Here is a 22,530-nt window from a genome sequence, read left to right on the forward strand (position 1 = left end):
TTATTGTTGGTAGAGCTGCAAGGGATGCTAGTGGATAACCTTATTTGACGTAAAACAAATATGAATGACATGAGAGCTAAATAACTGTGATGCAAAGAACTATTTCGAATTTAGGTGCTTGAACGGTGGTAGATAACCAACTAAAAGAAAGGCTCTAAATATTGTGAGATAACAGTTTTATGGCTGAAAGATATTCATTAACAGTTAATACGGTGAACGGCATTACTCGAACTCAAACTGAGTGTGCAGCATTCTTAGTTTATTTAATTAAGTTCTCAAATGGCTCTACTTACATAGTAGAAAGTCAGGACCTAGTTACTAGCTGGTATGCAATTTACAACACTTCTTGGAATAACACCCCTAACTCTGTTACTGACAAAGTTCGAGCTGCTGTCGTTAAGTTACGCAATCCTGAGTTCTTTGTTGTTGCGTTAGCAAAGTCGAAAGATGAATCTCAGGCGAGAAAGGCCGCGGCGATAAAGTACTACGCACCGGACTTAAATACTTCTGCCGGAGTTAGCTTATCTCAGCCGAGCTTTTTTGACTCGCTAGACAAGGTTGTCAACACATTTGAGTTGGCTTCTCGTTCGACAAATCACAATAACATCAAGTTTGAAGATAAAGATCGTGACTTGCTAATCGGTGAGATTGTGATTAATCGTTCTAAGAAACGATTCTTGGTTATAGAGGGGCCTCACAAGGGAAAATTTGTGAGCTGCTCAACCCCAGAAAGAGAGAAGTTCCCAGTTGGAGCAAAAGTGAAGGTTAAAGCTGCAATGATGAGTAATGGCACGTTGAAAGCAGCAAATACAGCAAAGTTGCTTCCAGCCTAAGAGACGCTTCACGATACATGATGAAAAGGAAAGCATAGGTGTTAAACGCTAATAGTTGTGGTCTTTGCGGGAGAGTCATCGCTCCCAGAGAGTTATTTAGCCATCTAGTAATTGATCATGGATGGAAAAAAGTATCTGAGAATATAAATTTAGTTGGTGGTCCTTCTAAAAAGGGACTCGACGTTAAAAAACAGACAAATCCTCCTTGCGATAGTTTCGAGCTAAACAATTCAACAGAAGTCTTATCAAAGTTACAAGGCTTAGTTAATGTTCGCTTATTCCAACTAGAGGACAATTGGCATGTAACGACCAAAAAGGGGGTTTTTATAGCGTCATTTCCATCTGAAATGTCAGCAGAAAGTTGGTTGAACTCATATGCTGATAAAAGAAATAAAGAATTTAATATAAACAAGATAGCCCCGTCAGTTTGCGCTGGCGGGCTGCACGGCGCATTGAATGTGCGTCTGAAGAAAAAAGGCCGTAAGTTAAATCCCCTTTTTGTTTCAAAGTTCACTAAATCGGGGCCTGTATTCTGTTCTCAATGTGGCGGTGATGGCGGCGCTGGTGGACGTTGCTGGAAGTGTAATGGTACGGGGTGGGCGAAATGAAATCTCTTGTGTGCGAATTGTGCCAGTGTATTGTTGCTGAATGTGATTTACATACCCATTTAGCGAATGTTCATGGATGGTTTGGACGCCCAGTATTAAGCGTTGGTCAGGGAGGGACAGGTAGTAAGCCTCGTAAACCATTTAACGCTAAAAGTGTTGAACGTGTCGGTCATAAGTTGCTTGCTCCAATAAAAAACTCGAAGAAGGCACCTCTTACAAATTGCACTTGCTGTGGAGTTCAGGTTTCAAAGAAAAAGCTAGCAAAGCATGAAGCTGCTTGTCTTGAAAGGCAGAAAGAAAAGCAGCTAGAACTGAAGAAAAGTCAAATTAACAAAGAATGTAGTGGTGTATTAAAATTAGTTCTTTGTCCCAAGTGTTCTACGCCCATTGCAGAGAAAAAGCTTAAGAGTCATATGACTAGCCGGTGCCCTAATCGGAGTATAGTATCTCAAGTTACAAGTCTTAGAAGCGGTAAAGCTTGCTCATCGACATATAATGACCCTGAAATCGCCGCATACTTAAATAGAAATCCTGAACCTGAAAAGGTTGGCCCTCGAGGATTGCCGCAAGATAAGTATCGGCGCAGTGCCTATGGGCGTTCAGGGATGGAATATGACTCTTGGGGAAGGGGGGAGTAGTCGTTATTTTGGGCGGCTCATGCAGAGCTGCCCTGCGATTTTTCTAACAGCTATAGCTAACGCTTAAGGTTTCTTTGCGTCACTCTTCAACGCTTTTATCCGCTTATTGAATGCTCTCATGCCTGGAGTTGCTCTAGTGCTTCCTGTGTAGAAAGGTCCTTTTTTTCTGTCTGCATTAATCATTAATTTTGTTTGATGGTCGAATTCAGCATTGGAGCCTGTAAGCCTTTGAAAGAAAGGTGAGGGATATATTGGTGCGTGAATGTGGAAGAGTAAATGTTGGTAGGCATCATCTTTATAGTAATGATCTAACGCCGATTGAATAAGTAATAAAGCTGCTGAGCCATCACGTTCGGCGATGAGGTATTTACACATTTCTAGCTCAATTCTATATTGGCTAACGACGTTGAAAACCTGAGCTTTTAGCTCGCTAGAATTTAGGTCTTTTAGCTCTATTAGCGTTAGATAGGCTATTAGTGCCCCTTCTAGATCTGAATCTTTGATTTGTAGGTAGATTGTTTTATCGCAGTGCCAAGCAAAAACATTGAGTAAGGCATTAGTACGTAGCACCATCTTTCCTTCTTTAGTTTTTGCACCTGTAGAGTGGCCACCATGTAACTTGCAGCGGCCATTGGTAATATTTCCATAACGCTGACAGGGCTTCCCACTTCTGGTTTTAGCGCCGCATTTGGGCAAGTTATCAAGGTTAAATCTAGCCATTTTTGTTTCTGCTCCTTTTGAACGGTCGAGTGATCACTTTTTGCAATAGCTTCGGTTCATGGGCTTTGTTCTGTATTTTGAAATTTGTAGTGAGCATTTGATCATTGAAGTGTTTACAACACCCCGAAGGGTATTGGTTTTCTGTTGTTTATAGAGGCTTTACGATTTACTCATTGATGATCTAGGTGATCAAAAAAGAGTGATCACTTTTCGGTTCATGGGCTGATAGTCGAGTGATCACTGTTACATCCTGAGTGATCACTTCATTAGCTTGATCATTTATCAGCGAGTCTTTATAGCGATACTTTGGCTTGGCATCACTTAGAGGTGGATTGGTTAAATGGTCTAAGCTCGTGGGCCTTGCGGCAATGCACGCTTTTAGTTGCTGCTCGTGAGAAAGGGGGTTAAACCAGCCATGTTTTGGTGGTCTAGATGTTTGGCTCTTGAATTGTGGGTTAGCTATTTGAAAATGTTCAAACGCTTGCTTTCGTTGGTTGTTATTAAAGGTGATTTCTGGGTCCACCAGCATAAGATCTGTAGTCGGATCGAAGTCTTTTGCAGGGGCGATCTTATTACTTAAAAAGCCTTTAGCTTTGCCATTCAGCTCTTTAGTGTGCTCTTTAGCCAAGTAACTTGAACGGTAGATGGCACTCTTTAGTGAGGCTTTGTCGCCTCTGTAAGTGATGCAATAAGGGTTATCAACAAATGAGACTGTGCCATTCGAATGCATTTCCCACATTGCTTTAATAAGCGATTGTAACCGGTACGAGTGCTGTATCTTGTGGGCACTTAGCATGACTTCAAGATGATAATGCTCAATCTCAGATGTGTTCTGCTCTCTGGCGCAATGGTAAATCACCTTGCACTTGTATTGGGTTTGAAGAAATTGCTGTAACTGCTTTAAGAATTTTGTAATTGTCTGATTATCAATAGAGTAGTGGCTTGGGTGTAGGTCAATTCTAGCAATCAACAGTCGCTTGTAGTGACTAAGCATGATTTCGTAATCAGAGATAATGGTATTCACTATGCTTTTGTTTAAACACTTGTGTTCCGGCTTAAAAACATCGTAAGCATGGTTCTTGTAAGCAAACAACATTGAGTTGTGTTTGGTTATACAAAAGCGCTTTTTACGGGGCTTAGCTTGGCTGCTGGGTTTATTAGTCTTTTTATTCATGGTTAGTTTTTCTAGTTGTTTGCATTGCTGCTAGCCTAGCGGGGTATATTATTTAATATCCGCCGTAATCCATTATTGGTTTTTGCTTGAACGAGTCAGTACATCAGGGTTTCAGGGCTTTATAGCTGGTTAATGTTAACTTCATAAGTGGGTCAAAGTGTGTCAGCGGGTGAGGTTGCCTATTGAGGCCCAACTGACAAGCCCTATGAGTTATTCAGGGTATAAAAAAGCAGGCCTAAGCCTGCTTTTTATCTATTAGTTAGTCAGCCATTTATGGATGTCCTTGAAGCGCCAAAATGAGCGTCCGTTCTGTATCAGCGCAGGTAAGGGGAACTGGCCCGACTTAACTCTTCTACCTAATGTTGAACGACTGATCCCTAAGAGCTTCTGGATTTCAGGTTTTCTCACTAATCTATTTTGTTCTAAATACATTGCTAAATGATCAAGTTGATTTTGTTTCATTTTTAAACCTCATTATTTAACTGATTGACGTGATTCGACCCACTCAATGACTTCTGATAGCAACCAGCCTACGGAGCGGCTACTTTGGGATATGTAGCGTCGCTTGGGAAACTGTCCTTTTTGTTCAAGAATCCAAGCTGTTGTGCGTGATATAGAGGTAATTGCTTTACGTTCTGCTTCGCGAATGAAGCGGTCTGTTTGTATTGAAATTGATTTTTTCATGGTCATTCTCGTTTATTTATGTTCGAGAGTGATTTTGAAGATACTGAGATAAAAAAACAGACAGTCCTCTTAGAGTTAGCCTGTTTTTTATTTTAAGGTATTGTTTATTTTAAAGTTTAATTTTTACGAGGGTTGAATCGATAGGTGTTTGTTTATTTTTTGATTTTTGAATGCTATCTCTAATTCGTTCACTAGCCTATGTAGACTTGGCTTGGGTAGTTTGTCTGAGTTTTTAGGTTTTTTTATCGGCTTTAGCCAGCTACCTATTGAGCTTTCAGCCGGTTTACGCTCGACAAACTTTGTGAGAACGTCAATATTCATATTATCCCCTTCTTTTGAGAAGTTGGTGATTCTTGTATGAATGGCTTCTGCTAACAAAATTTTTGGTGCAGCTATTAGATGTTCATGCTGATAGATATGGTTTGCCATCGAGATAACTAAGTGTTTTATGCTTTTAGTTTTATTTGCGTTTGTGTCTCCAGCTTTTTTAGGAGTGCTAACTATCGACTTATACCCTGAATCGGTATACCTATCTAAAAGTGCACACGTATCATTGCTCCCTGCGGGATAAGCAATGTGGAAAATATTGAAGAATAATTGATATAAGAGTTGGTAAACAGGCCAATTATAAGGTTCGTCTGGTGGCAATATTTTCCATAGTTTTTGAATGAGCAGCTTGAATACGTCGCAGTTATCAAGAACTAGGTCGAGTTGAGAAGGCTGATTAATAGAGCTACGGTCGGCATATAGGTCATTTTGCTTTGTTTTGATAGCTTTTGCTCTTCGACGTACAAGCCTGATAAGCTCTATTCCTGATGCGTCATTTTGATACGCATCGTGTGAGTTCCCTTCAGCTATATCTTGTACAGATATCCCTAATAGCTTTAATTGATCTGGTGCCATTTCTGGCAATATCATTTTACTCATATCGTCGATACGTGATTTTCTGTCTTTGAGTGGAATGATAGTCATCGTTTAACCTTTCTCTTATTAATAGCAGCTTTTAGTTTTAAGTTGGTTAGAGGGATTTCAGTTCTTCATATTTTTCTGTGTGTAGCACCGTGTGTAGCACGCATAGCAAAACGGGCTTCCCATTGCTGGAAAGCCCGTTTTAATACAGCAAGTTAAGACGTTAGTCTTAGTTCATGCCGTATTTCTTTAATTTCTTGCGTAGTGTACCACGGTTGATACCTAGCATGTTGGCAGCGCGAGTTTGGTTGCCACGAGTGTGTTGCATGATGATATCTAGCAGAGGTGCTTCAACTTCGCTTAACACCATTTCATATACTTCTTCAGCTTCTTGCCCGTCCATTTGAGCGAAAAAGTTAGTGACAGCACGCTTTACCGCATCACGTAGTAATTGTGGCTTGATAGCGCCACTTGCGGTTTCGATTTTGCCAACAGTAAGTGGGTGAACTTCAGTGTGAGTAGTCTGATCAAACATTCGTATTCTGCTCTTTATTAATTTGCAACAAATTCATCAAAATAGCGTTCCACCATGGAACATTGTTCTTCAACGGTTTCGAGTCGATTAAATTCGGCCCTAAAAGGTCGTTGATGTTCTTGGTCTAGGTACCAGCCAACATGCTTTCTTGCGAAGCGGATGCCCTTGAAATCACCATACAGTTTGTAAAGTAGTTCCAAGTGTTCAAGCATAACTTGACGCATTTCATCCATCTCAACGGGCGCTAGCTTATTACCTGTATCCAGGTAATGTTGGATTTCCCTAAATATCCAAGGCCTTCCTTGAGCTCCTCGTCCTATCATCAGGGCATCCACACCAGTATAATCCAACACAAAACGTGCTTTCTCTGGCGTTAAAATGTCTCCATTTGCGACAACGGGGATCGAGATCTGTTTTTTAATTGCTTTGATTGTGTCGTACTCGGCATCGCCTTTGTACATGCACTGCCTCGTTCTGCCGTGAACGGCTAATGAAGCAATACCGCAATCTTCTGCAATCTGGGCGATATGAACACCATTCCTGTGCTCTGGAGCCCAACCCGTTCGAATTTTTAGCGTAACAGGCACGTCAACCGCGGCTACTACAGCACGTAGAATTGCTTCTACTTGTACTGGATCTTGTAGCAAAGCTGATCCTGCAAGCTTCTTATTCACTTTTTTCGCTGGGCAGCCCATATTGATGTCAATGATTTGCGCCCCTTGTTGTACGTTGACAACAGCGGCATTGGCCATTAACTCAGGATCTGCTCCGGCAATCTGAACCGAACGTATTCCGTCTTCACCTGCGTGTGTCATACGCAAGCGGCTTTTGTCTGTATCCCAAACCTCAGGATTAGACGAAAGCATCTCCGACACGGCTAAGGCTGCGCCATAACGTAAACAGAGATTTCTAAAGGGTTGGTCTGTGACACCTGCCATTGGCGCCACGATCAACTGATTTTTCAGGCGATAGGGTCCAATCTGCATTTATCAAAACACCTTGCTCGTCAAAGGGGCGCTATAGTACGCCTTTTTCAAGCCTGTGAAAAGGTCAATAAATGACCTGAGGGCAACTTTTTTGCTTGACTTTTGTTGACTGAGAAGTCAGTCGCGGCGCTGAAAGCGCCGCGGGTTACCGCTATTTGCGTATGCCTGTCAAGCGACTCCAGTCGTCTTTGTGAGCCGGTGCATCCATATCGAACCACTGGCTGTAGAAAGCTGAGATCTCTTCAGCTTGTTCTTGTAACAGGCCTGATAGTGCTAATTGTCCACCTGGTTTTACTTTTTCAGCAATAAGTGGCGCAAGTTCACGCAGTGGACCCGCAAGAATGTTGGCCACGAGAATATCGGCAAGCAGATCGGCTGGTTGATCTTCTGGTAGGTATAGGTCTAGTTTGTCTTCAACGCCGTTACGCTCAGCGTTAGCTTTTGAGGCTTCAATCGCTTGGTAGTCGATATCGATACCGGTAACGCGCTCTGCACCAAGTTTTAGTGCGGCTACGGCTAAAATACCTGAGCCACAACCAAAGTCGATAACATCTTTATTGGTGTAATCTAGGCCGTCTAACCACTCTAAACAAAGTGCTGTGGTTGGGTGAGTACCAGTACCAAATGCTAAACCTGGATCTAAGATCACGTTAACTGCTGTTGGATCAGGGGTTTCACGCCAGCTTGGGCAGATCCATAGACGGTCACCAAACTGAATCGGGTGGAAGTTATCCATCCACTCACGTTCCCAGTCTTTATCTTCAACTTGTTCAATCTTATGGCTGAAGTTTTCACCTAGGTATGGCAAGCCTTTAAGCATGGTCACAATTGGCGCTAAATCGTAATCGGCTTCAAATAGCGCTGTTAGTACTGTGTGGTTCCACAGTGGTGTTTCGCCTAAAGTTGGCTCAAAGATTGGTGTATCTTTGCCATCTTCGTAAGTGATAGATAGTGAACCAAGATCCATAAGCATGTCGCTTAAGGCATCGGCGTGCTGGTTGTCGGTGTCGACTTTTAATTGGATCCAAGGCATGGGATCGTCTCTGTAGCTAGATATAATGGCGTTATTGTAAACCATCTGCTCGATTTACGTCAGCGCCAACATTAAAAAGCTGTGGTTTTTGTTGTAAGGCTACTTAAGCGTACACTTGCAAGTGAAATCTTGGGTTAGATTATGCGCAAAATCATGAGCTTAAATTTAGACTAAAGTCTAACGGTTTTTGCTGGTTGCGTGTTTATATTTTCTTTTCAAGTGTTTGAATTTTGTCGGTAAAATGGTTTGACCAGTGTTCGGTTGGTCATTTTGTGTTTGTGATCGACGTCAAAGAGTGCCGCGCTACTTGGTGAGCAAGCTCACGCTTTAAAATGGTGAATATTTGTAGGGCAAATCTTCCTGTTATGGTGTAAATCCCGATAATAGGCACTATAAAAGAAAAATAACCGTGAGAACCCTAACCGACACTACAACTCTGTTTAAACAAAAAGTGGCTAGCGCTTGGTCTGCCAAAGCTGACCGTTTACAAAGTGCTACCGGCATTCTACTAGGATGCTTTTTGTTAGTGCATCTGCACTTCGAATCTAGCATCTTATTTGGTAAAGAAGCTTTTTACCATGTGGTGCAATTTTTAGAAGGCGGCATGTTTAGCGAAACCGGCCATGGTTACCCGCTATTGACCACCATTTTCTCGACTTTCTTATTAGTAGTGGTTTTAGTCCATGCGGCATTTGCACTGCGTCGTTTCCCTGCGCAAATTGGCCAGTGGCGTGCGCTACGCAGCCAAATGCAAGTGGTTAACCATAGCGATACTCGTGTGTGGTTTTGGCAGCTAGTCAGCGGCTTCATCTTATTCTTCCTTGTGCCTGTGCACTTATACACCATGATTGCGACCCCTGAAATTGGTCCGCACTTAAGTGCTGAGCGCGTGTATCACGATAATGCATGGTTACTGTATATCGTGTTGCTGCCTGCTGTTGTTATTCATGCAATGTTTGGTTTGTACCGCGTTGCAGTGAAGTGGGGCATTAGTGCTAATCGTAATGGTCTTCGTAAATTCGCTCATATCTTAGTGGTGTACTTAATGGTGATTGGCTTATTAAGTCTAGCTCAGTACATGATTATCGGCAGCGAGTTAACACTCCCTATTGAGCCGTTTCGCCCATAAGGCGCACGATTAACCTAAATTCTTGATGCCGATTGATCTTGATAGTTAATCGGCATCAATAACACCAATAAAAATAGCGCTGCGGGTGGTAATGAACCACTACACAGCGCAATAGAACATCGATCTATTCCTATTTAAGGAGCAAGCGTGAAACTCATATATACCGATTCTTTAGTCGTGGGCGCCGGTCTGGCTGGACTAAGGGTCGCCATCGCCTCGAAAGAGAGAGGGCTCGACACCGTTGTGCTATCTCTGATCCCTGCTAAACGTTCACACTCTGCGGCAGCGCAAGGTGGTATGCAGGCAAGTCTTGGTAACACTGTAAAAGGCATGGGTGATGATGAAGATGTGCATTTCCAAGATACCGTAAAAGGATCTGACTGGGGATGCGATCAGGATGTCGCTCGTATGTTTGCTCACTGTGCACCTAAGGCTGTGCGTGAATTGGCTAATTGGGGCGTACCTTGGACCCGCATTACCAAAGGGCCACGTCAGGTGGTAGTGAATGCAGAAAAAGTCACTATTGAAGAAGCAGAAGAGGCGCATGGTTTAATTAACGCCCGCGACTTTGGTGGTACTAAAAAATGGCGCACTTGCTATACGGCAGACGGCACTGGTCACTCGCTGCTTTATGCGGTAGATAACAAAGCGATTGCAATGGACATTCCTGTGCATGAGCGCATGGAGGCGTTATCGCTTATTCATGATGGTAAGCGTTGTCACGGTGTGGTTGCACGCTGCTTAATTACCGGTGAGCTTATTGCGTATGTTGCTAAGTCGACCACGATTGCTACTGGTGGTTATGGGCGTATTTATGAAGTATCGACTAACGCTATTATCTGTGAAGGTGTTGGTCAAGCACTGGCGCTAGAAACCGGTGTTGCCAAGTTAGGTAACATGGAAGCGGTACAGTTCCACCCTACTGCGATTGTGCCGGTGGGTATTTTAACTACTGAAGGTTGTCGTGGTGATGGTGGTTTATTGCGTGACAAAGATGGTCACCGCTTTATGCCTGACTACGAGCCAGAAAAGAAAGAGCTAGCATCACGTGACGTGGTATCGCGTCGTATGACTGAGCATATGCGTAAAGGTAAGGGGGTGGATAGCCCTTACGGTCCGCATCTATGGCTAGATATTACCTTGTTAGGCCGTAAGCACGTTGAAACCAACCTGCGTGAAGTAAAAGAAATTTGTGAGAACTTCCTTGGGATTGACCCGGCTAAAGATTGGATCCCGGTAAGACCGACGCAACATTACTCTATGGGCGGTATCCGTACTGACGCTACCGGTCAAAGCCCACAGCTTAAAGGCCTATTCAGTGTCGGTGAAGCGGCATGTTGGGATATGCATGGCTTTAACCGTTTAGGCGGTAACTCATTAGCTGAAACAGTCGTTGGCGGCATGATCATCGGTAAGTATGTGGCCGACTTCTGTGAGCAGAACACCCTTGAAATCGACACCAATCTAGTTGAGACCTTTGTAGGCAAACTACAAGGTGAAATTGATGAACTGATTGATGGTGACGGTACAGAGAATCCATTTGAGCTTAAGCAGCAGATGCAGCGCATTATGATGGACTACGTGGGGATTTTCCGTAATGGCCCTGAGCTTGAAAAAGCGGTAAGCGAGCTGCAAGACTTGCTTAAGCGTGCCAATGCGTTAGGCCTTAAGTGTAAGAAGCGCCATGCTAACCCTGAGCTGGTTGAAGCGCTGCGTGTTAAGCGCATGCTTAAAGTGGCACTAACCGTTGCAGCTGGTGCAGCTGCGCGCACAGAGAGCCGCGGAGCACACGCTCGTGAGGACTTCCCACAGCGTAATGATAAAGATTGGCTAAACCGTACATTATCAAGCTGGCCAGACGCTAACAGCCTGTCACCACAGCTTGAGTATGAACAGTTAGATGTGATGAAGATGGAGTTGCCACCAGGATACCGTGGTTATGGTATCGACAATGCCATTGCCCATCCAGACACTGAAAAGCGTGAACAACAAATTGCAGAGATTATCAGCCAGCTTGGCCCTGATGCCGATAGACATCAAAAACAAGCAGCAGTTATGCCATTTGACGTACCAGAATCATTAAAACCAAAGAACGAACGTTTGAGTGACAAACTAAACTCAGGCGCAGGAGAGATCGCTAAATGAGCCAACAAATGGCTAAAGGCCGCACCTTAACTTTCAGTATTTTCAGATATGATCCGCAAATGCCGGATGATAAGCCGAAGATGGTGGATTACCAGATCGAAGAAGCGCCTGGTATGACGGTCTTTATTGCGCTAAATCAGTTGCGTGAGTTGCAAGATCCATCGCTGCAGTTTGACTTTGTTTGTCGTGCGGGTATTTGTGGTAGCTGCGCTATGGTGATTAACGGTATGCCGACTCTGGCATGTCGCACCCTAACTAGCAAATTTGCTGATGGTAAGATCAAGTTAATGCCGCTACCTGGCTTTGAGTTGATTGGTGACTTGTCGGTGAATACGGGTAAGTTTATGCGTGAAATTGCAGAGCGCTTAAAGCTATGGCTACACCCGAAAGCGGGCGATGATGATATTCACCGTTTAGAAGCGCCGATGTCACCAGAAGAAGCGGCTAAGTTATATGAGCTAGAGCGCTGCGTTGAGTGTGGCGTGTGTGTATCAGCGTGCGCAACTAAGCAGATGCGTGATACCTTTGTTGGGGCAGTTGGCCTAATGAAAATTGCGCGTTTTGAGCTAGATAGCCGTGATGCACGTAATGCTGAAGACTTCTACCATGTAATTGGTAATCAAGACGGCGTATTTGGCTGTATGACCTTGTTAGGTTGTCAGGACAACTGTCCGAAAGATTTGCCGCATATGCAGCAGATTGCTTACCTTCGTCGCAAGATGGCGGTAACCTTGGTTTAATCGATTCGATAGTACTTAGCGTTTCAATTCGAGTAAACCTTAAAAAGCCTGCTTATTGCAGGCTTTTTTATGGGTGACGTTTGTACGAGCTTTATCTACAATTTGGAATGAATATATAAGTATTTATTAATGGAATATTGATAATGCAACTGAATGACTTGAAGCTGTTTGTGCGAGTTGCTGACTGCGGCAGTTTAACGGCCGCTGCAGTTGAGTTAGACATATCTTCAGCTGTGGCCAGTGCAGGCTTAAAGCGGTTAGAAAAGGAATTAGGTACAGCATTATTCATTCGTAGCACGCGTAGCTTACGTTTAACGGATGCTGGGGAACGTTACCTTATTCACTGCCGTCGCGCTTTATCAGATCTCGAAGTGGGTCAGCGCGCGATTGAAAGCACCCAAGCTAGCATTTCTGGACTGGTAAGCTTCTCTGTTCCGTCTGATGTTGGCCGCAATGTGCTACTGCCGTGGTTGGATGACTTTTTACTGGCATACCCCGAACTTAAGCTTAGATTGCATATTGGCGATAACTTGTCTGACTTTTATCATGACAAAATAGATGTGGCATTGCGCTCTGGCGTACCTAAAGACTCTTCGCTGGTGGCTTTTAAGGTTTGTAATTCACGTCGGGTATTATGTGCGTCGCCAGACTATATTGCGCAGTTTGGTGATATCACTGCGCTTGAGCAGCTAGCGGAGCATAATTGTTTGTTTTTTATGTTAGATGAGCGCACTCACGACCAATGGGTTTTTAACAAAGATGGTCAACAATATAAAGTCAGAGTGACTGCTAACCGCATTTGTAATGACGCTGATATTGCCCGGCGTTGGGCGATTGCGGGTCAAGGTCTAGTGTTTAAGTCTTGGTTAGACTTGACCGAGGATATTGAAACTGGTCGCTTAGTGCCATTACTCACTGATTATCGAGGCGAATCAGCAGATTTATATTTGGTATGCCCTGGACGCGAGCATGTTACACCTGTGATTCTGTTGCTTAGAGATATGATACGTGAGCGCTGTAAACAGCGTTTAGCACGGGTAAAGCATCTGATGGACTGATAATGCCAATCGGCACAAATTGCAGCTACAAAAAAACCGCACGAATGCGGTTTTTCATTTTATCCGTTTAAAGGCAGATAGTGTAAAAGCTAATTAGCTTTTAGCGCGTTTCATCGCAGTGAAGAACTCATCGTTAGTTTTGGTCATTGCCAATTTATCGATAAGGAACTCCATACCTGTCACTTCATCCATTGGATTAAGGATCTTACGTAGGATCCACATCTTCTGTAGTTCGTCCGGCGTAGTTAGTTTCTCTTCACGACGCGTACCTGAACGGTTAAAGTCGATTGCTGGGAATACACGTTTTTCAGCCGCTTTACGAGAAAGGTGTAACTCTTGGTTGCCCGTACCTTTGAACTCTTCGTAAATGACTTCATCCATTTTAGAGCCTGTATCAACAAGCGCAGTTGCGATAATCGTTAAGCTACCGCCATGTTCGATGTTACGTGCAGCACCAAAGAAACGCTTTGGACGGTGTAGAGCATTGGCGTCAACACCACCAGTAAGTACCTTGCCTGATGAAGGAATAACGGTGTTATAAGCACGTGCTAGACGCGTGATAGAGTCAAGTAAGATAACCACGTCTTTCTTGTGCTCAACTAGGCGCTTCGCTTTTTCAATTACCATTTCGGCAACTTGTACGTGACGGCTTGCAGGTTCATCGAAGGTCGAAGCAATTACTTCACCTTTTACCATGCGCTGCATTTCTGTTACTTCTTCTGGACGTTCGTCAATTAGCAGAACCATCAACACCACTTCTGGGTTGTTGTGAGTAATGCTTTGCGCCATGTTTTGTAGAAGCAATGTTTTACCAGCCTTTGGTGGAGCAACGATAAGACCACGTTGACCTTTACCAATTGGTGAACATAAATCCAGAATACGTGAAGTGATGTCTTCAGTAGAGCCATTACCACGTTCCATGCGTAGACGATCTTGTGCATGTAGCGGAGTTAAGTTTTCAAAAAGGATTTTGTTGCGAGAGTTTTCAGGCTTGTCGAAGTTAACTTCGGTAACTTTTAGCAGGGCAAAATAACGTTCGCCTTCTTTTGGTGGACGAATTTTACCAAAAATCGTGTCACCGGTGCGCATGTTAAAGCGTCTAATTTGGCTCGGTGATACGTAAATATCATCTGGACCCGCTAAGTATGAACCATCAGAGCTACGAAGGAAGCCGAAGCCGTCTTGTAAAATCTCTAAAACGCCACCACCGAAAATATCTTCACCGCTTTTAGCGTGGGCCTTAAGAATAGAGAAAATAATGTCTTGCTTACGAGCACGAGCCATATTATCTAGCTTCATGTCCTGCGCAAGCTGGACTAAATCTGATATTGAGGTGTTTTTTAATTCTGATAAATTCATCTTGGTGGGTCTTGTTTTGTACGTGGCAATGCCATCTACGATCGACAGTTTTGTAGCTTAATGAGTATCAATCGGATAGCGAGAAGTGGGTTAATTAGAATGATTCTGGTCATTAAAGTAGCACTAACAGGGCGAGGCGTCTAGAAGTTTAGCTAAACCCGACACATTTTCTTGTTGAAGCTGTGCCGGGAGTCACTTATACACCGCACAATCGAGTGTTGCGCGGTGTTTTAGTGATTAAAGTTGCGCGTCAATGAACTCTTTAAGTTGAGTTTTTGATAGTGCGCCAACTTTAGTTGCAGCAAGCTCGCCTGCTTTAAATAGCAGTAGAGTTGGAATGCCGCGAACGCCGTATTTAGCTGGTGAAACGTTGTTTTGGTCAACGTTTAATTTAGCGATAGTGATCTTACCTTCGTATTCTTCAGCTACGTCATCTAAGATTGGGGCGATCATCTTACATGGACCACACCATTCAGCCCAAAAATCAACCAGAACTGGTAGTTCTGAATTAATTACGTCATTTTCAAAGCTATCGTCGCTTAGGTATACAATCTTGTCGCTCATGTCGTTCTCCAGTTTGGCTGCCATTGCTGGTTTGTTAATGGCTTAACCTGTATATTGGGTCGGTAAAATAGCTTTTCAAGCTAAAAGTTATGCAAATATTACTGTCGGCACTCTTGAGTATGTTAAATCGCTTTAGACAAGACGCTGATTTACAGGCATAGTTAGCCTACGTCAACGACGTTTAACGCCTGATGCGTTTAAAATTGTCCTAAAGAGAACGATAAACACACGCTTAAATTTCATTGCATCACATAAATATAGAGGGAATGATGATTCCGTCATTGATGCCAAAAATATCGTGGTAAACGTTTCTCCGAGAGTGCACCAATTTTCCGTGATAAAATTCAATCGCTATTTCAAACGATCGAGTTTTTTATTGCAACCTTTTACAGGTAAGCCTGCGCTATGAGCGAAACACATTTATCTACACAGAAGTTTGCTGACTTCCCTTTGAATAAAGAAGTACATCAAGCACTTAATGAAGCTGGTTTTGAGTTCTGTACTCCAATTCAGGCTTTATCGTTACCAATTTTATTAGAAAAAAAAGATATAGCCGGTCAGGCACAAACGGGTACCGGTAAAACTCTGGCCTTTTTGGTTGCGACGTTTAACCACCTTCTATCGACACCTATTCCTGAAAACCGCCAATTAAATCAACCTCGTGCAATTATTATGGCGCCGACTCGTGAGTTGGCTATCCAGATTGCGAAAGATGCTAACCTATTGGCTAAACATACTGGTTTGAAAGTAGGTATTGTTTATGGCGGTGAAGGTTATGAAGTTCAACGTAAAGTATTAGACAAAGGCGTTGATATTTTAATTGGTACCACTGGTCGCATTATCGATTATGTACGTCAAGGCGTTATCAATGTTAGTGGCATTCAAGCGGTAGTGCTTGATGAAGCGGATCGCATGTTCGATCTTGGCTTTATTAAAGACATTCGTTTCTTGTTTAGACGTATGCCAGATGCTAAATCACGTTTAAACATGTTGTTCTCTGCAACGCTTTCAATGAAAGTGCAAGAACTTGCTTATGACCACATGAATGAGCCTGAAAAAGTTGAGATTGCGCCAAACGAGAAAACATCCAAGAATATTAAAGAGGAGATCTTCTATCCATCGATGGAGGAGAAGATGCCTTTGTTATTGTCTTTGCTTGAAGAAGACTGGCCAGAAAAAGCCATCGTATTCTCAAATACCAAGCATAGCTGTGAAAAAGTCTGGTCATGGCTTGAAGGTGACGGACATCGCGCAGGCCTGTTAACCGGTGATGTGCCGCAAAAGAAACGTTTACGTATTCTAGAGCAATTCACCAAAGGTGAGATTGATATTCTAGTGGCAACTGACGTTGCTGCGCGTGGTTTACACATCTCTGATGTTTCACACGTTTATAACTATGACCTACCTGACGATTGTGAGGACTATGTGCACCGTATTGGTCGTACAGGTCGTGCTGGTCAAAAAGGTGTGTCGGTCAGTTTTGCTTGTGAAGAGTACGCGCTAAACTTACCTGCGATTGAATCTTATATTCAGCATTCAATTCCTGTTACGTCATACGACAGCAGTGCCTTACTTGATGATATTCCACCACCAGTGAAAATTCATCGCAAGCCTAGCACCCACACGCGTAATACTCGTGCTCCGGGCAGCCCTCGTCCACAAGGTGGCCAGCGCAATGGTCCGCGGCGTCATGACAGAACTCGTAGACATTCATAGGCGGTAACACGTAATGACAGCACCTCTTTATGCAGCCATTACCCTCGGCTCAAATAGCTTTAATATGTTAGTCGCGAAAACCGTCGGCCAACAACCTAAAGTTATTGCTAAATATAAGCGAAAAGTTCGCTTAGCCGAAGGGATCCAAGATGATGGCTCACTAAGTGAAGAGGTGTTATTACGCGGTCTAGATTGTTTAACTATGTTTGCTGACATGCTCCAAAAAGAGGGCGTGTCTGCAAATAATGTTGCAGTTATCGCAACCGCGACATTACGTAAAATTTCTAATTCAGACGAATTTTGCCATCGTGCTTTGCCTATTCTTGGTCATCCGATTGAGATCATTTCAGGCATGCGCGAAGCTGAATTGATCTATCAAGGAATGGTTGCCACAACGGCTGGCGAAGGTCGGCGCTTAGTGATAGACATCGGCGGTGCTAGTACTGAGTTTATTATTGGCGATGGTAGCAAGGTGCTGCTAAAAACCAGCCTGCCTATGGGCTGCGTCACGTTTAATGACTCATTTTTTGCAAGTTCGCCTTTACAGCTGCTCGACTTTGATGATGCTAAAGCCAGAGTCAAGTCGGTACTGAGTGAACAACTGTCTCAACTGAAAACCTTAGGTTGGCATTGTGCTGTTGGCGCCTCAGGCAGTGTGCAGTCTGTGGTTGAGTTGCTTAATCATCGCGGTTTATCAAGTGTGATAACCTTAGATGTATTATCGAGTTTAAAGCAAGAAATCCTATCTCAAAACGACAATTCAATGTTGAATATCAAAGGCCTTAATCCTGATCGCGCACCAACATTTGCCGCTGGAGTGGCTATTTTATTGGCGTTATTTGAATTGCTCGATATTCAAAAGCTTCACCTTTCAGGTGGCGCATTGCGTGAAGGTGTATTGCAAAATCTTGCTAACTGTTGTTAATGCTTATGAATTACCCCTAGTTTAAGTGCTTATCTAGAATATTTCTTGGTATTGTTGAGGAATTTCAAACGTTAACTCTACTTGCTTTAATCTCTCCTATCGTTGCTATTTAGTTATTTTTGTCGCTTAGATAGCGGTTGAAATATTTTTGTTATATTGCATTTCTACGCACTTGACTATTCTTTCTCCCCACAATTAATTCCAGACTTATTTATTATCCCGTCTAATTTTTAGGCCATTTATCTAAACTGTTATTCCTCACCGTTACTTGATTTTTTAAATGTTTATTTTGCATTTCTATTATTGCAGCTTGAAAATGATATATTGCATACAAAATAAAATATGTGATACAAATGTTGTCGCATTGTTTCGTGGTTGTATTTGGCTTTAGGACACTTTACTGCTCAAGCAATAGCACTTAAAAATTACATTCTGGGGAGACGGAAGATGAGATTTAATAAAGTTGCAAAGCTAGTTAGCTTGGCTTGTAGTGGCATGGTTGCTGTATCAGCACCAGTATATGCAGCAGAAACAGAAGAAAGTGTTGAGCGCATAGAAGTCACAGGTTCGCGTATTAAGCGTATCGATATGGAAGGTGCAAGCCCTATCACCACAATTACGGCTGATGAGCTGGCAAAGTCAGGCTTTTCTACTGTAGGTGATGCATTACGTAGCTCAAACTTAAATGCCTTTGGTTCTTGGGGCGGCGGTTCTAACAATGGCTGGGGCTCTCAGTCGACAGTACAGCTAAAAGGTGCCTCAGCTTTTCATACACTAACGCTTTTAGATGGTAAGCGTATGGCTAAGTCACCTGTTATGGATGGTGGTGCAGCAAATATTAATACCATTCCAATGGCAGCCGTTGAGCGTATTGAGATCTTAACTGATGGTGCTTCAGCAATTTATGGCACAGATGCTATTGCGGGTGTAGTAAATATTATTCTGAAAAAAGACTTTGAAGGTGTTCAGTTTGATGCACGCCTTGATCGTCCTGAACAAACTGGCGGTGACTCGTCAAACCTGTCATTCACAGGCGGTTTGAATTCAGATAAAGGCCATTTAGTTTTTACTGTTGAGCATTACGAACAACAAAAGATTATGCAAAAAGACCGTTGGTATACTCAGCCTTTCGTTGTTGAAGGTGGAGATCCAAATGATTATCAAGATTGGGTGAATATTAGTCCAACAGGTAGAGTCTTGACCCAAGGTGGCGCTGGCGGTTGGGTATATTCTGCACCATTTTCTAATTCAGATAAAAGCTGTTCAGATGTTTATGGTGATGCTTTTTTAGGACCACTAGATGATTCAGACTATCCAGGCGACACACTTTGTGCGTATGACTATACGCGAGCAGCAGCAACCTCAACCGACCAAACACGTAATAATACGTTGATCCACTACAACTATGAGATCACGGATCAAATTGAACTTACTGCGCGAGCTTATTGGGCATCAAATGAAACCATCGATATTTCAGCGCCAGTTCCTGCTTCAATCAGTATTCCAAATGGTTTACCGGCTTATACAACTGATGAAGGTTTAGATCTTGTTGAGCTAGTTGCAGATCCTGATGCTGGCATGAACTACCGCTTTGATACTGCTGGGGATCGTGTTGCAGAACACCACGATAATATCTACGACATTTTAGTCGGTTTAGACGGTTCTACTGATAACTTAGATTGGGATATTTCTTTTAATTACAATAAGTACGATAACTATACGTGGGGTACCGGCTATCAGTTAAAAGGTGCTACAACTGATTTGGTAGGTCAGTGGAATGATCAAACTAATTCATTTGAAGGTTGGGATCCACGTGACCCAAATTCTGAAATGCCTGCTGGTGCTACAGCTAACTACGATAAGCGCATGGCTGCGACTTATGTAGACATTAATGGCGGTTTGTCATTTGAACTATTCGAGCTACCAGGTGGTGCTGCTGGCATGTATGTTGGTGCTTCATATCGTGAAGAATCACTGGATTCAAAAGTTGCTGCATTGGCTGAAGCTGGGCAAATTGTTGGCGGTAATGGGGGCTCTGGTGGTGAAGGCGAAAGAGATGTTACAGCTGGTTACTTTGAAATGGCGATGCCAATTCTTGATAACTTGGAGCTAAACTTAGCGGGTCGTTATGATGAGTATTCCGATTTTGGTGGCACATTTAATCCGCAAGTATCAGTTCGCTATAATCTAATTGAGCCTTTATTGCTGCGTGCATCGTGGGGAACGGGCTTCCGCGCACCGACGCTATCAGATCTTTATCAAGGTACGTCTGAAGGGTTTGGTTATATCAAGAATTACCTAAATTGCTATGAGCAGGGTGAAAGCATTGATAGCTGCAGTCGTTGGGATTATGGTCCAACTCGAACTGGTGGTAATGAAGAGTTACAGCCTGAAGAGTCTGAATCATATAACCTCGGTGTTGTTTGGGAAATTTCGGACCAAGTAAATATCTCTTTAGATTATTGGTCTCTAGAAACTACGAATTTGATTGATTCGTTAGGTGCAAGTGAAATTGTACGTACTCAAGCAAAGCTTTGGGAGGCAGCTGACGCTGCAGGCGTTGCACGTCCTGATGTTTCAACTATCTACCCTGGCACTGAAATTAGTCGTTTAGGTAATGGTAAAATCGACTACGTGGTTAGCCAAAAACTTAACGTGGGTTTGAGTGAGCGTGAAGGTATCGACGTTAAAGTTGGTGCAGGCTTTGATAGTGACTACGGTGATTTTAACTTTGGCTTAGGATGGTCATACTTCCTTAAGTATAAGTCATCATACTCATCAGCAGGTGTTCAAATCCTGTCTGATGATGAGGCTGGGCGCGAAGGTACTCCTGACCATCGTGTTAATTTAACGGCAGACTATAGCTATGGCGATCATGTTGTAAGTTATTTTGGTAACTTTATTGGTTCTCAAAAGAGCTGGGATGTAGTTGATGGTAGTTGGGATCCTGATGCAGGCCAAACAGAGGACGATGGTAAGTTGTATGAGATTGATTCGATTTTCTATCACAACTTAACTTATACCTATACTCTGCCATGGAACAACAGCATTTCTCTTGGTGTAACTAACTTAACAGATGAAGACCCTCAGTTCGCCTACGATGGTACATATGATGCTGACTTATATGATATCCGTGGTCGTACTTATTGGGCCGGTTTCCGCCAATCTTTCTAGGTACTTGTTTTTAGCTTTATTTAACTAATAAAAAGGCACTCACAGGAGTGCCTTTCTATTTTATGCGATAAAGCTAAAATTTAGCTGTTAGCTTTCGGTCGCATTACTTCAAGATATTAAATAAATCAGCTTCCAGCGACACTTCAGGTCTTTCAATAATTCGGCCAACCTCTTGATCATTTTGCTCAACAATAAAGGTAGGAATACGGCTGAACTCATAGTTAGCGGCTAAACCTTGTGGATCTTGCTTCTCTCTATCAACACCAATATAGGTGACTTGTATATTCGGGTTATTGATCTCTTCAATGAGACGGATAAATCTTGGTGTTTCACGATGGCAGTCTGGGCACCATGTGCCAATAATAACGGTTACTTGAGTTGGTTTATCAACTTGCTGTAGTTTTGCGATAATCTCAGCATCAGCTTGGTAATTTGTATATTCGTCATTAAACCAATCGAATGCATTTAGTTCTTGATGTGTTACTGCACCAGTTAAAATCACTTCTTGTTTCTCCTCACTACAAGTTGCTAGAAAGCCATCTTGTTTATCTTCAAAACCGCAGCCGCTATTTGCCATGCTTTGGCTACTGAAAAATAACAATGTGGTCGCGAGTAATGCTTTAACGTTATTGTGCATGATAATACCTTAGGCAACTAGAAATGATATTGCCTCATTCAAACATGCCTAAACAAATGGTTGAAGCTAACGATTGTCGCATTGTTAAAGGGATCACCTTATAAATGAAAAATGCATCTTGAATGTCCTTTTCAATGAGCAAGTCTTAAAACTAGCTGAAACGAGCTTTTAGTTAAATTAATTCTTACTGTATTAAAGTCGGCATTTATTGATGCCTGAATTTGACTAGATGGAAAGAATAAATCTAGAAATCTACCCCCTCAAAACCTTGATGGCAGATTGTGGATTCTTTCTAAATTGACACTATATAAGTTGAACTGCTGTTTTTGGTGAGGGATAACTGCGCCAAATTGGTAATATAAGAATTTATAGCGCAAATCCTAAATGATTTGAGGATAGATAAGGTATGCATGCAAACCTATAAGTTGTAAAGCTAATTACTAGCGTCAATTGGAACTAGGTTGCTACATGTAGTTTTCCCTCCTATATATATCTATCCGTATTCTATGAAAGAGTGAGAGCAACTCTTACTTAGCATTTAGTAAATGCGTATATAACAACGACAGCTATTAGAAAAATCAAATTTGTTTGAAATTGTCCGTGCAACTCAAAAATACTGTACTAGACTCATTATCCCGGCGGGCAAATAATAGACATGAATTTGAGTTTTGTGGATAACTCTGGGGGTATTTAGTGGGTATGGTGTGCTTATAAAATCTTTTTGAAAAAACATGATTTTTCTTTCAAAAAGCGCTTGCGCTCAGATCAAAACTCCCTATAATGCGCATCCACTGACACGGCACAGCAGGCCAACTACCCAGCGTTAAGCTAGATAGAACGGGACTTGCAGCGGTGTTAGAGAGATTAACTTCTACGGAAATTAGCCTCAGGTGACAATCGCTTTAGAAGCTCAATTAGATGGTTATTAACACGAGAGTGTATAAAGAATCATCGCTTGAAAAA

The 22,530-nt window shown here is 42.7% G+C and carries 21 protein-coding genes; 10 read left to right on the forward strand and 11 right to left on the reverse strand.

What is annotated here, in order from left to right; translation table 11 throughout:
- Nucleotides 1–179 precede the first annotated feature (179 nt).
- From L2740_RS20280 to L2740_RS20290, 3 genes are read left to right on the forward strand one after another with little or no spacing between them, the layout of a single operon-like run.
- Nucleotides 180–833, forward strand: coding sequence for a hypothetical protein (locus L2740_RS20280; protein ID WP_248951845.1), 654 nt, complete (start codon nucleotides 180–182; stop codon nucleotides 831–833).
- A gap of 38 nt (nucleotides 834–871) precedes the next feature.
- Nucleotides 872–1,441: a hypothetical protein gene (locus tag L2740_RS20285; protein WP_248951846.1), complete on the forward strand. Its 570-nt coding sequence runs from the start codon at nucleotides 872–874 to the stop codon at nucleotides 1,439–1,441.
- Nucleotides 1,438–2,079: a hypothetical protein gene (locus tag L2740_RS20290; protein ID WP_248951847.1), complete on the forward strand. Its 642-nt coding sequence runs from the start codon at nucleotides 1,438–1,440 to the stop codon at nucleotides 2,077–2,079. Before L2740_RS20285 ends, L2740_RS20290 begins: the two co-directional genes overlap by 4 nt.
- A 63-nt stretch (nucleotides 2,080–2,142) precedes the next feature.
- Here the strand turns inward: L2740_RS20290 and L2740_RS20295 are convergent, their stop codons facing one another.
- The 8 genes from L2740_RS20295 to prmA all read right to left on the reverse strand — a co-directional run bounded on the left by L2740_RS20295 (nucleotide 2,143) and on the right by prmA (nucleotide 8,120).
- On the reverse strand, nucleotides 2,143–2,799 hold the full coding sequence (locus L2740_RS20295) for an HGGxSTG domain-containing protein (RefSeq protein WP_248951849.1): 657 nt from the start codon (nucleotides 2,797–2,799) through the stop codon (nucleotides 2,143–2,145).
- A gap of 181 nt (nucleotides 2,800–2,980) precedes the next feature.
- A complete protein-coding gene (locus tag L2740_RS20300; RefSeq protein ID WP_248951850.1) occupies nucleotides 2,981–3,973 on the reverse strand; it encodes a YagK/YfjJ domain-containing protein in 993 nt (330 codons plus the stop codon).
- A gap of 255 nt (nucleotides 3,974–4,228) precedes the next feature.
- Nucleotides 4,229–4,435: a helix-turn-helix transcriptional regulator gene (locus tag L2740_RS21520; protein WP_420833550.1), complete on the reverse strand. Its 207-nt coding sequence runs from the start codon at nucleotides 4,433–4,435 to the stop codon at nucleotides 4,229–4,231.
- A gap of 12 nt (nucleotides 4,436–4,447) precedes the next feature.
- On the reverse strand, nucleotides 4,448–4,657 hold the full coding sequence (locus L2740_RS20305) for a helix-turn-helix transcriptional regulator (protein ID WP_248951851.1): 210 nt from the start codon (nucleotides 4,655–4,657) through the stop codon (nucleotides 4,448–4,450).
- A 123-nt stretch (nucleotides 4,658–4,780) separates the two neighbouring features.
- Nucleotides 4,781–5,629 carry a hypothetical protein gene (locus L2740_RS20310; protein WP_248951853.1) on the reverse strand — a complete coding sequence of 283 codons (849 nt, stop codon included), beginning with the start codon at nucleotides 5,627–5,629 and terminating at the stop codon, nucleotides 4,781–4,783.
- 166 nt (nucleotides 5,630–5,795) lie between these two features.
- Complete coding sequence (fis, locus tag L2740_RS20315) at nucleotides 5,796–6,101, reverse strand: DNA-binding transcriptional regulator Fis (RefSeq protein ID WP_012153658.1); 306 nt, start codon at nucleotides 6,099–6,101, stop codon at nucleotides 5,796–5,798.
- Nucleotides 6,102–6,118: 17 nt separating this feature from the next.
- On the reverse strand, nucleotides 6,119–7,087 hold the full coding sequence (gene dusB / locus L2740_RS20320) for a tRNA dihydrouridine synthase DusB (protein WP_248951854.1): 969 nt from the start codon (nucleotides 7,085–7,087) through the stop codon (nucleotides 6,119–6,121).
- A 151-nt stretch (nucleotides 7,088–7,238) separates the two neighbouring features.
- A complete protein-coding gene (gene prmA, locus L2740_RS20325) occupies nucleotides 7,239–8,120 on the reverse strand; it encodes a 50S ribosomal protein L11 methyltransferase (RefSeq protein WP_248951855.1) in 882 nt (293 codons plus the stop codon).
- A gap of 409 nt (nucleotides 8,121–8,529) precedes the next feature.
- Here prmA and L2740_RS20330 point away from each other — a divergent pair, with 409 nt between their 5' ends.
- The 4 genes from L2740_RS20330 (at nucleotide 8,530) to L2740_RS20345 (ending at nucleotide 13,192) form a co-directional block, all read left to right on the forward strand.
- On the forward strand, nucleotides 8,530–9,249 hold the full coding sequence (locus L2740_RS20330) for a fumarate reductase cytochrome b subunit (RefSeq protein ID WP_248951856.1): 720 nt from the start codon (nucleotides 8,530–8,532) through the stop codon (nucleotides 9,247–9,249).
- A 147-nt stretch (nucleotides 9,250–9,396) separates the two neighbouring features.
- Nucleotides 9,397–11,394: a fumarate reductase flavoprotein subunit gene (locus L2740_RS20335; RefSeq protein ID WP_248951857.1), complete on the forward strand. Its 1,998-nt coding sequence runs from the start codon at nucleotides 9,397–9,399 to the stop codon at nucleotides 11,392–11,394.
- Between the two features lie 8 nt (nucleotides 11,395–11,402).
- The gene (locus L2740_RS20340; protein WP_248472478.1) at nucleotides 11,403–12,134 is read left to right on the forward strand and encodes a fumarate reductase iron-sulfur subunit; all 732 of its coding nucleotides are present in this window, start codon (nucleotides 11,403–11,405) and stop codon (nucleotides 12,132–12,134) included.
- A 143-nt stretch (nucleotides 12,135–12,277) separates the two neighbouring features.
- Entirely contained in the window at nucleotides 12,278–13,192 is a 915-nt protein-coding gene (locus L2740_RS20345; RefSeq protein WP_248951858.1) for a LysR family transcriptional regulator, read from the forward strand.
- A gap of 93 nt (nucleotides 13,193–13,285) precedes the next feature.
- On the opposite strand, the gene rho is transcribed toward L2740_RS20345, so the two are convergent.
- On the reverse strand, nucleotides 13,286–14,551 hold the full coding sequence (gene rho, locus L2740_RS20350; RefSeq protein WP_248472402.1) for a transcription termination factor Rho: 1,266 nt from the start codon (nucleotides 14,549–14,551) through the stop codon (nucleotides 13,286–13,288).
- 237 nt (nucleotides 14,552–14,788) lie between these two features.
- Nucleotides 14,789–15,115: a thioredoxin TrxA gene (trxA, locus tag L2740_RS20355; RefSeq protein WP_012278950.1), complete on the reverse strand. Its 327-nt coding sequence runs from the start codon at nucleotides 15,113–15,115 to the stop codon at nucleotides 14,789–14,791.
- A gap of 405 nt (nucleotides 15,116–15,520) precedes the next feature.
- On the opposite strand from trxA, the gene rhlB reads away from it, so the two are divergent.
- The 3 genes from rhlB (at nucleotide 15,521) to L2740_RS20370 (ending at nucleotide 20,930) form a co-directional block, all read left to right on the forward strand.
- Nucleotides 15,521–16,831 carry an ATP-dependent RNA helicase RhlB gene (gene rhlB, locus L2740_RS20360; RefSeq protein WP_248951859.1) on the forward strand — a complete coding sequence of 437 codons (1,311 nt, stop codon included), beginning with the start codon at nucleotides 15,521–15,523 and terminating at the stop codon, nucleotides 16,829–16,831.
- Between the two features lie 13 nt (nucleotides 16,832–16,844).
- The gene (locus L2740_RS20365) at nucleotides 16,845–17,756 is read left to right on the forward strand and encodes a Ppx/GppA phosphatase family protein (protein WP_248951860.1); all 912 of its coding nucleotides are present in this window, start codon (nucleotides 16,845–16,847) and stop codon (nucleotides 17,754–17,756) included.
- Nucleotides 17,757–18,203: 447 nt separating this feature from the next.
- Nucleotides 18,204–20,930 (forward strand): TonB-dependent receptor domain-containing protein, encoded by a 2,727-nt coding sequence (locus tag L2740_RS20370; protein WP_248951861.1) that lies wholly within the window; start codon nucleotides 18,204–18,206, stop codon nucleotides 20,928–20,930.
- A 103-nt stretch (nucleotides 20,931–21,033) separates the two neighbouring features.
- Here L2740_RS20370 and L2740_RS20375 read toward each other — a convergent pair whose 3' ends face one another.
- Nucleotides 21,034–21,567, reverse strand: a complete 534-nt coding sequence (locus L2740_RS20375) for a thioredoxin family protein (protein ID WP_248951862.1) — start codon at nucleotides 21,565–21,567, stop codon at nucleotides 21,034–21,036.
- Between the last annotated feature and the right edge of the window lie 963 nt (nucleotides 21,568–22,530).

Origin of the sequence: Shewanella pneumatophori (assembly GCF_023283895.1) — a bacterium.
Taxonomy (GTDB): Bacteria; Pseudomonadota; Gammaproteobacteria; order Enterobacterales; family Shewanellaceae; genus Shewanella; species Shewanella pneumatophori.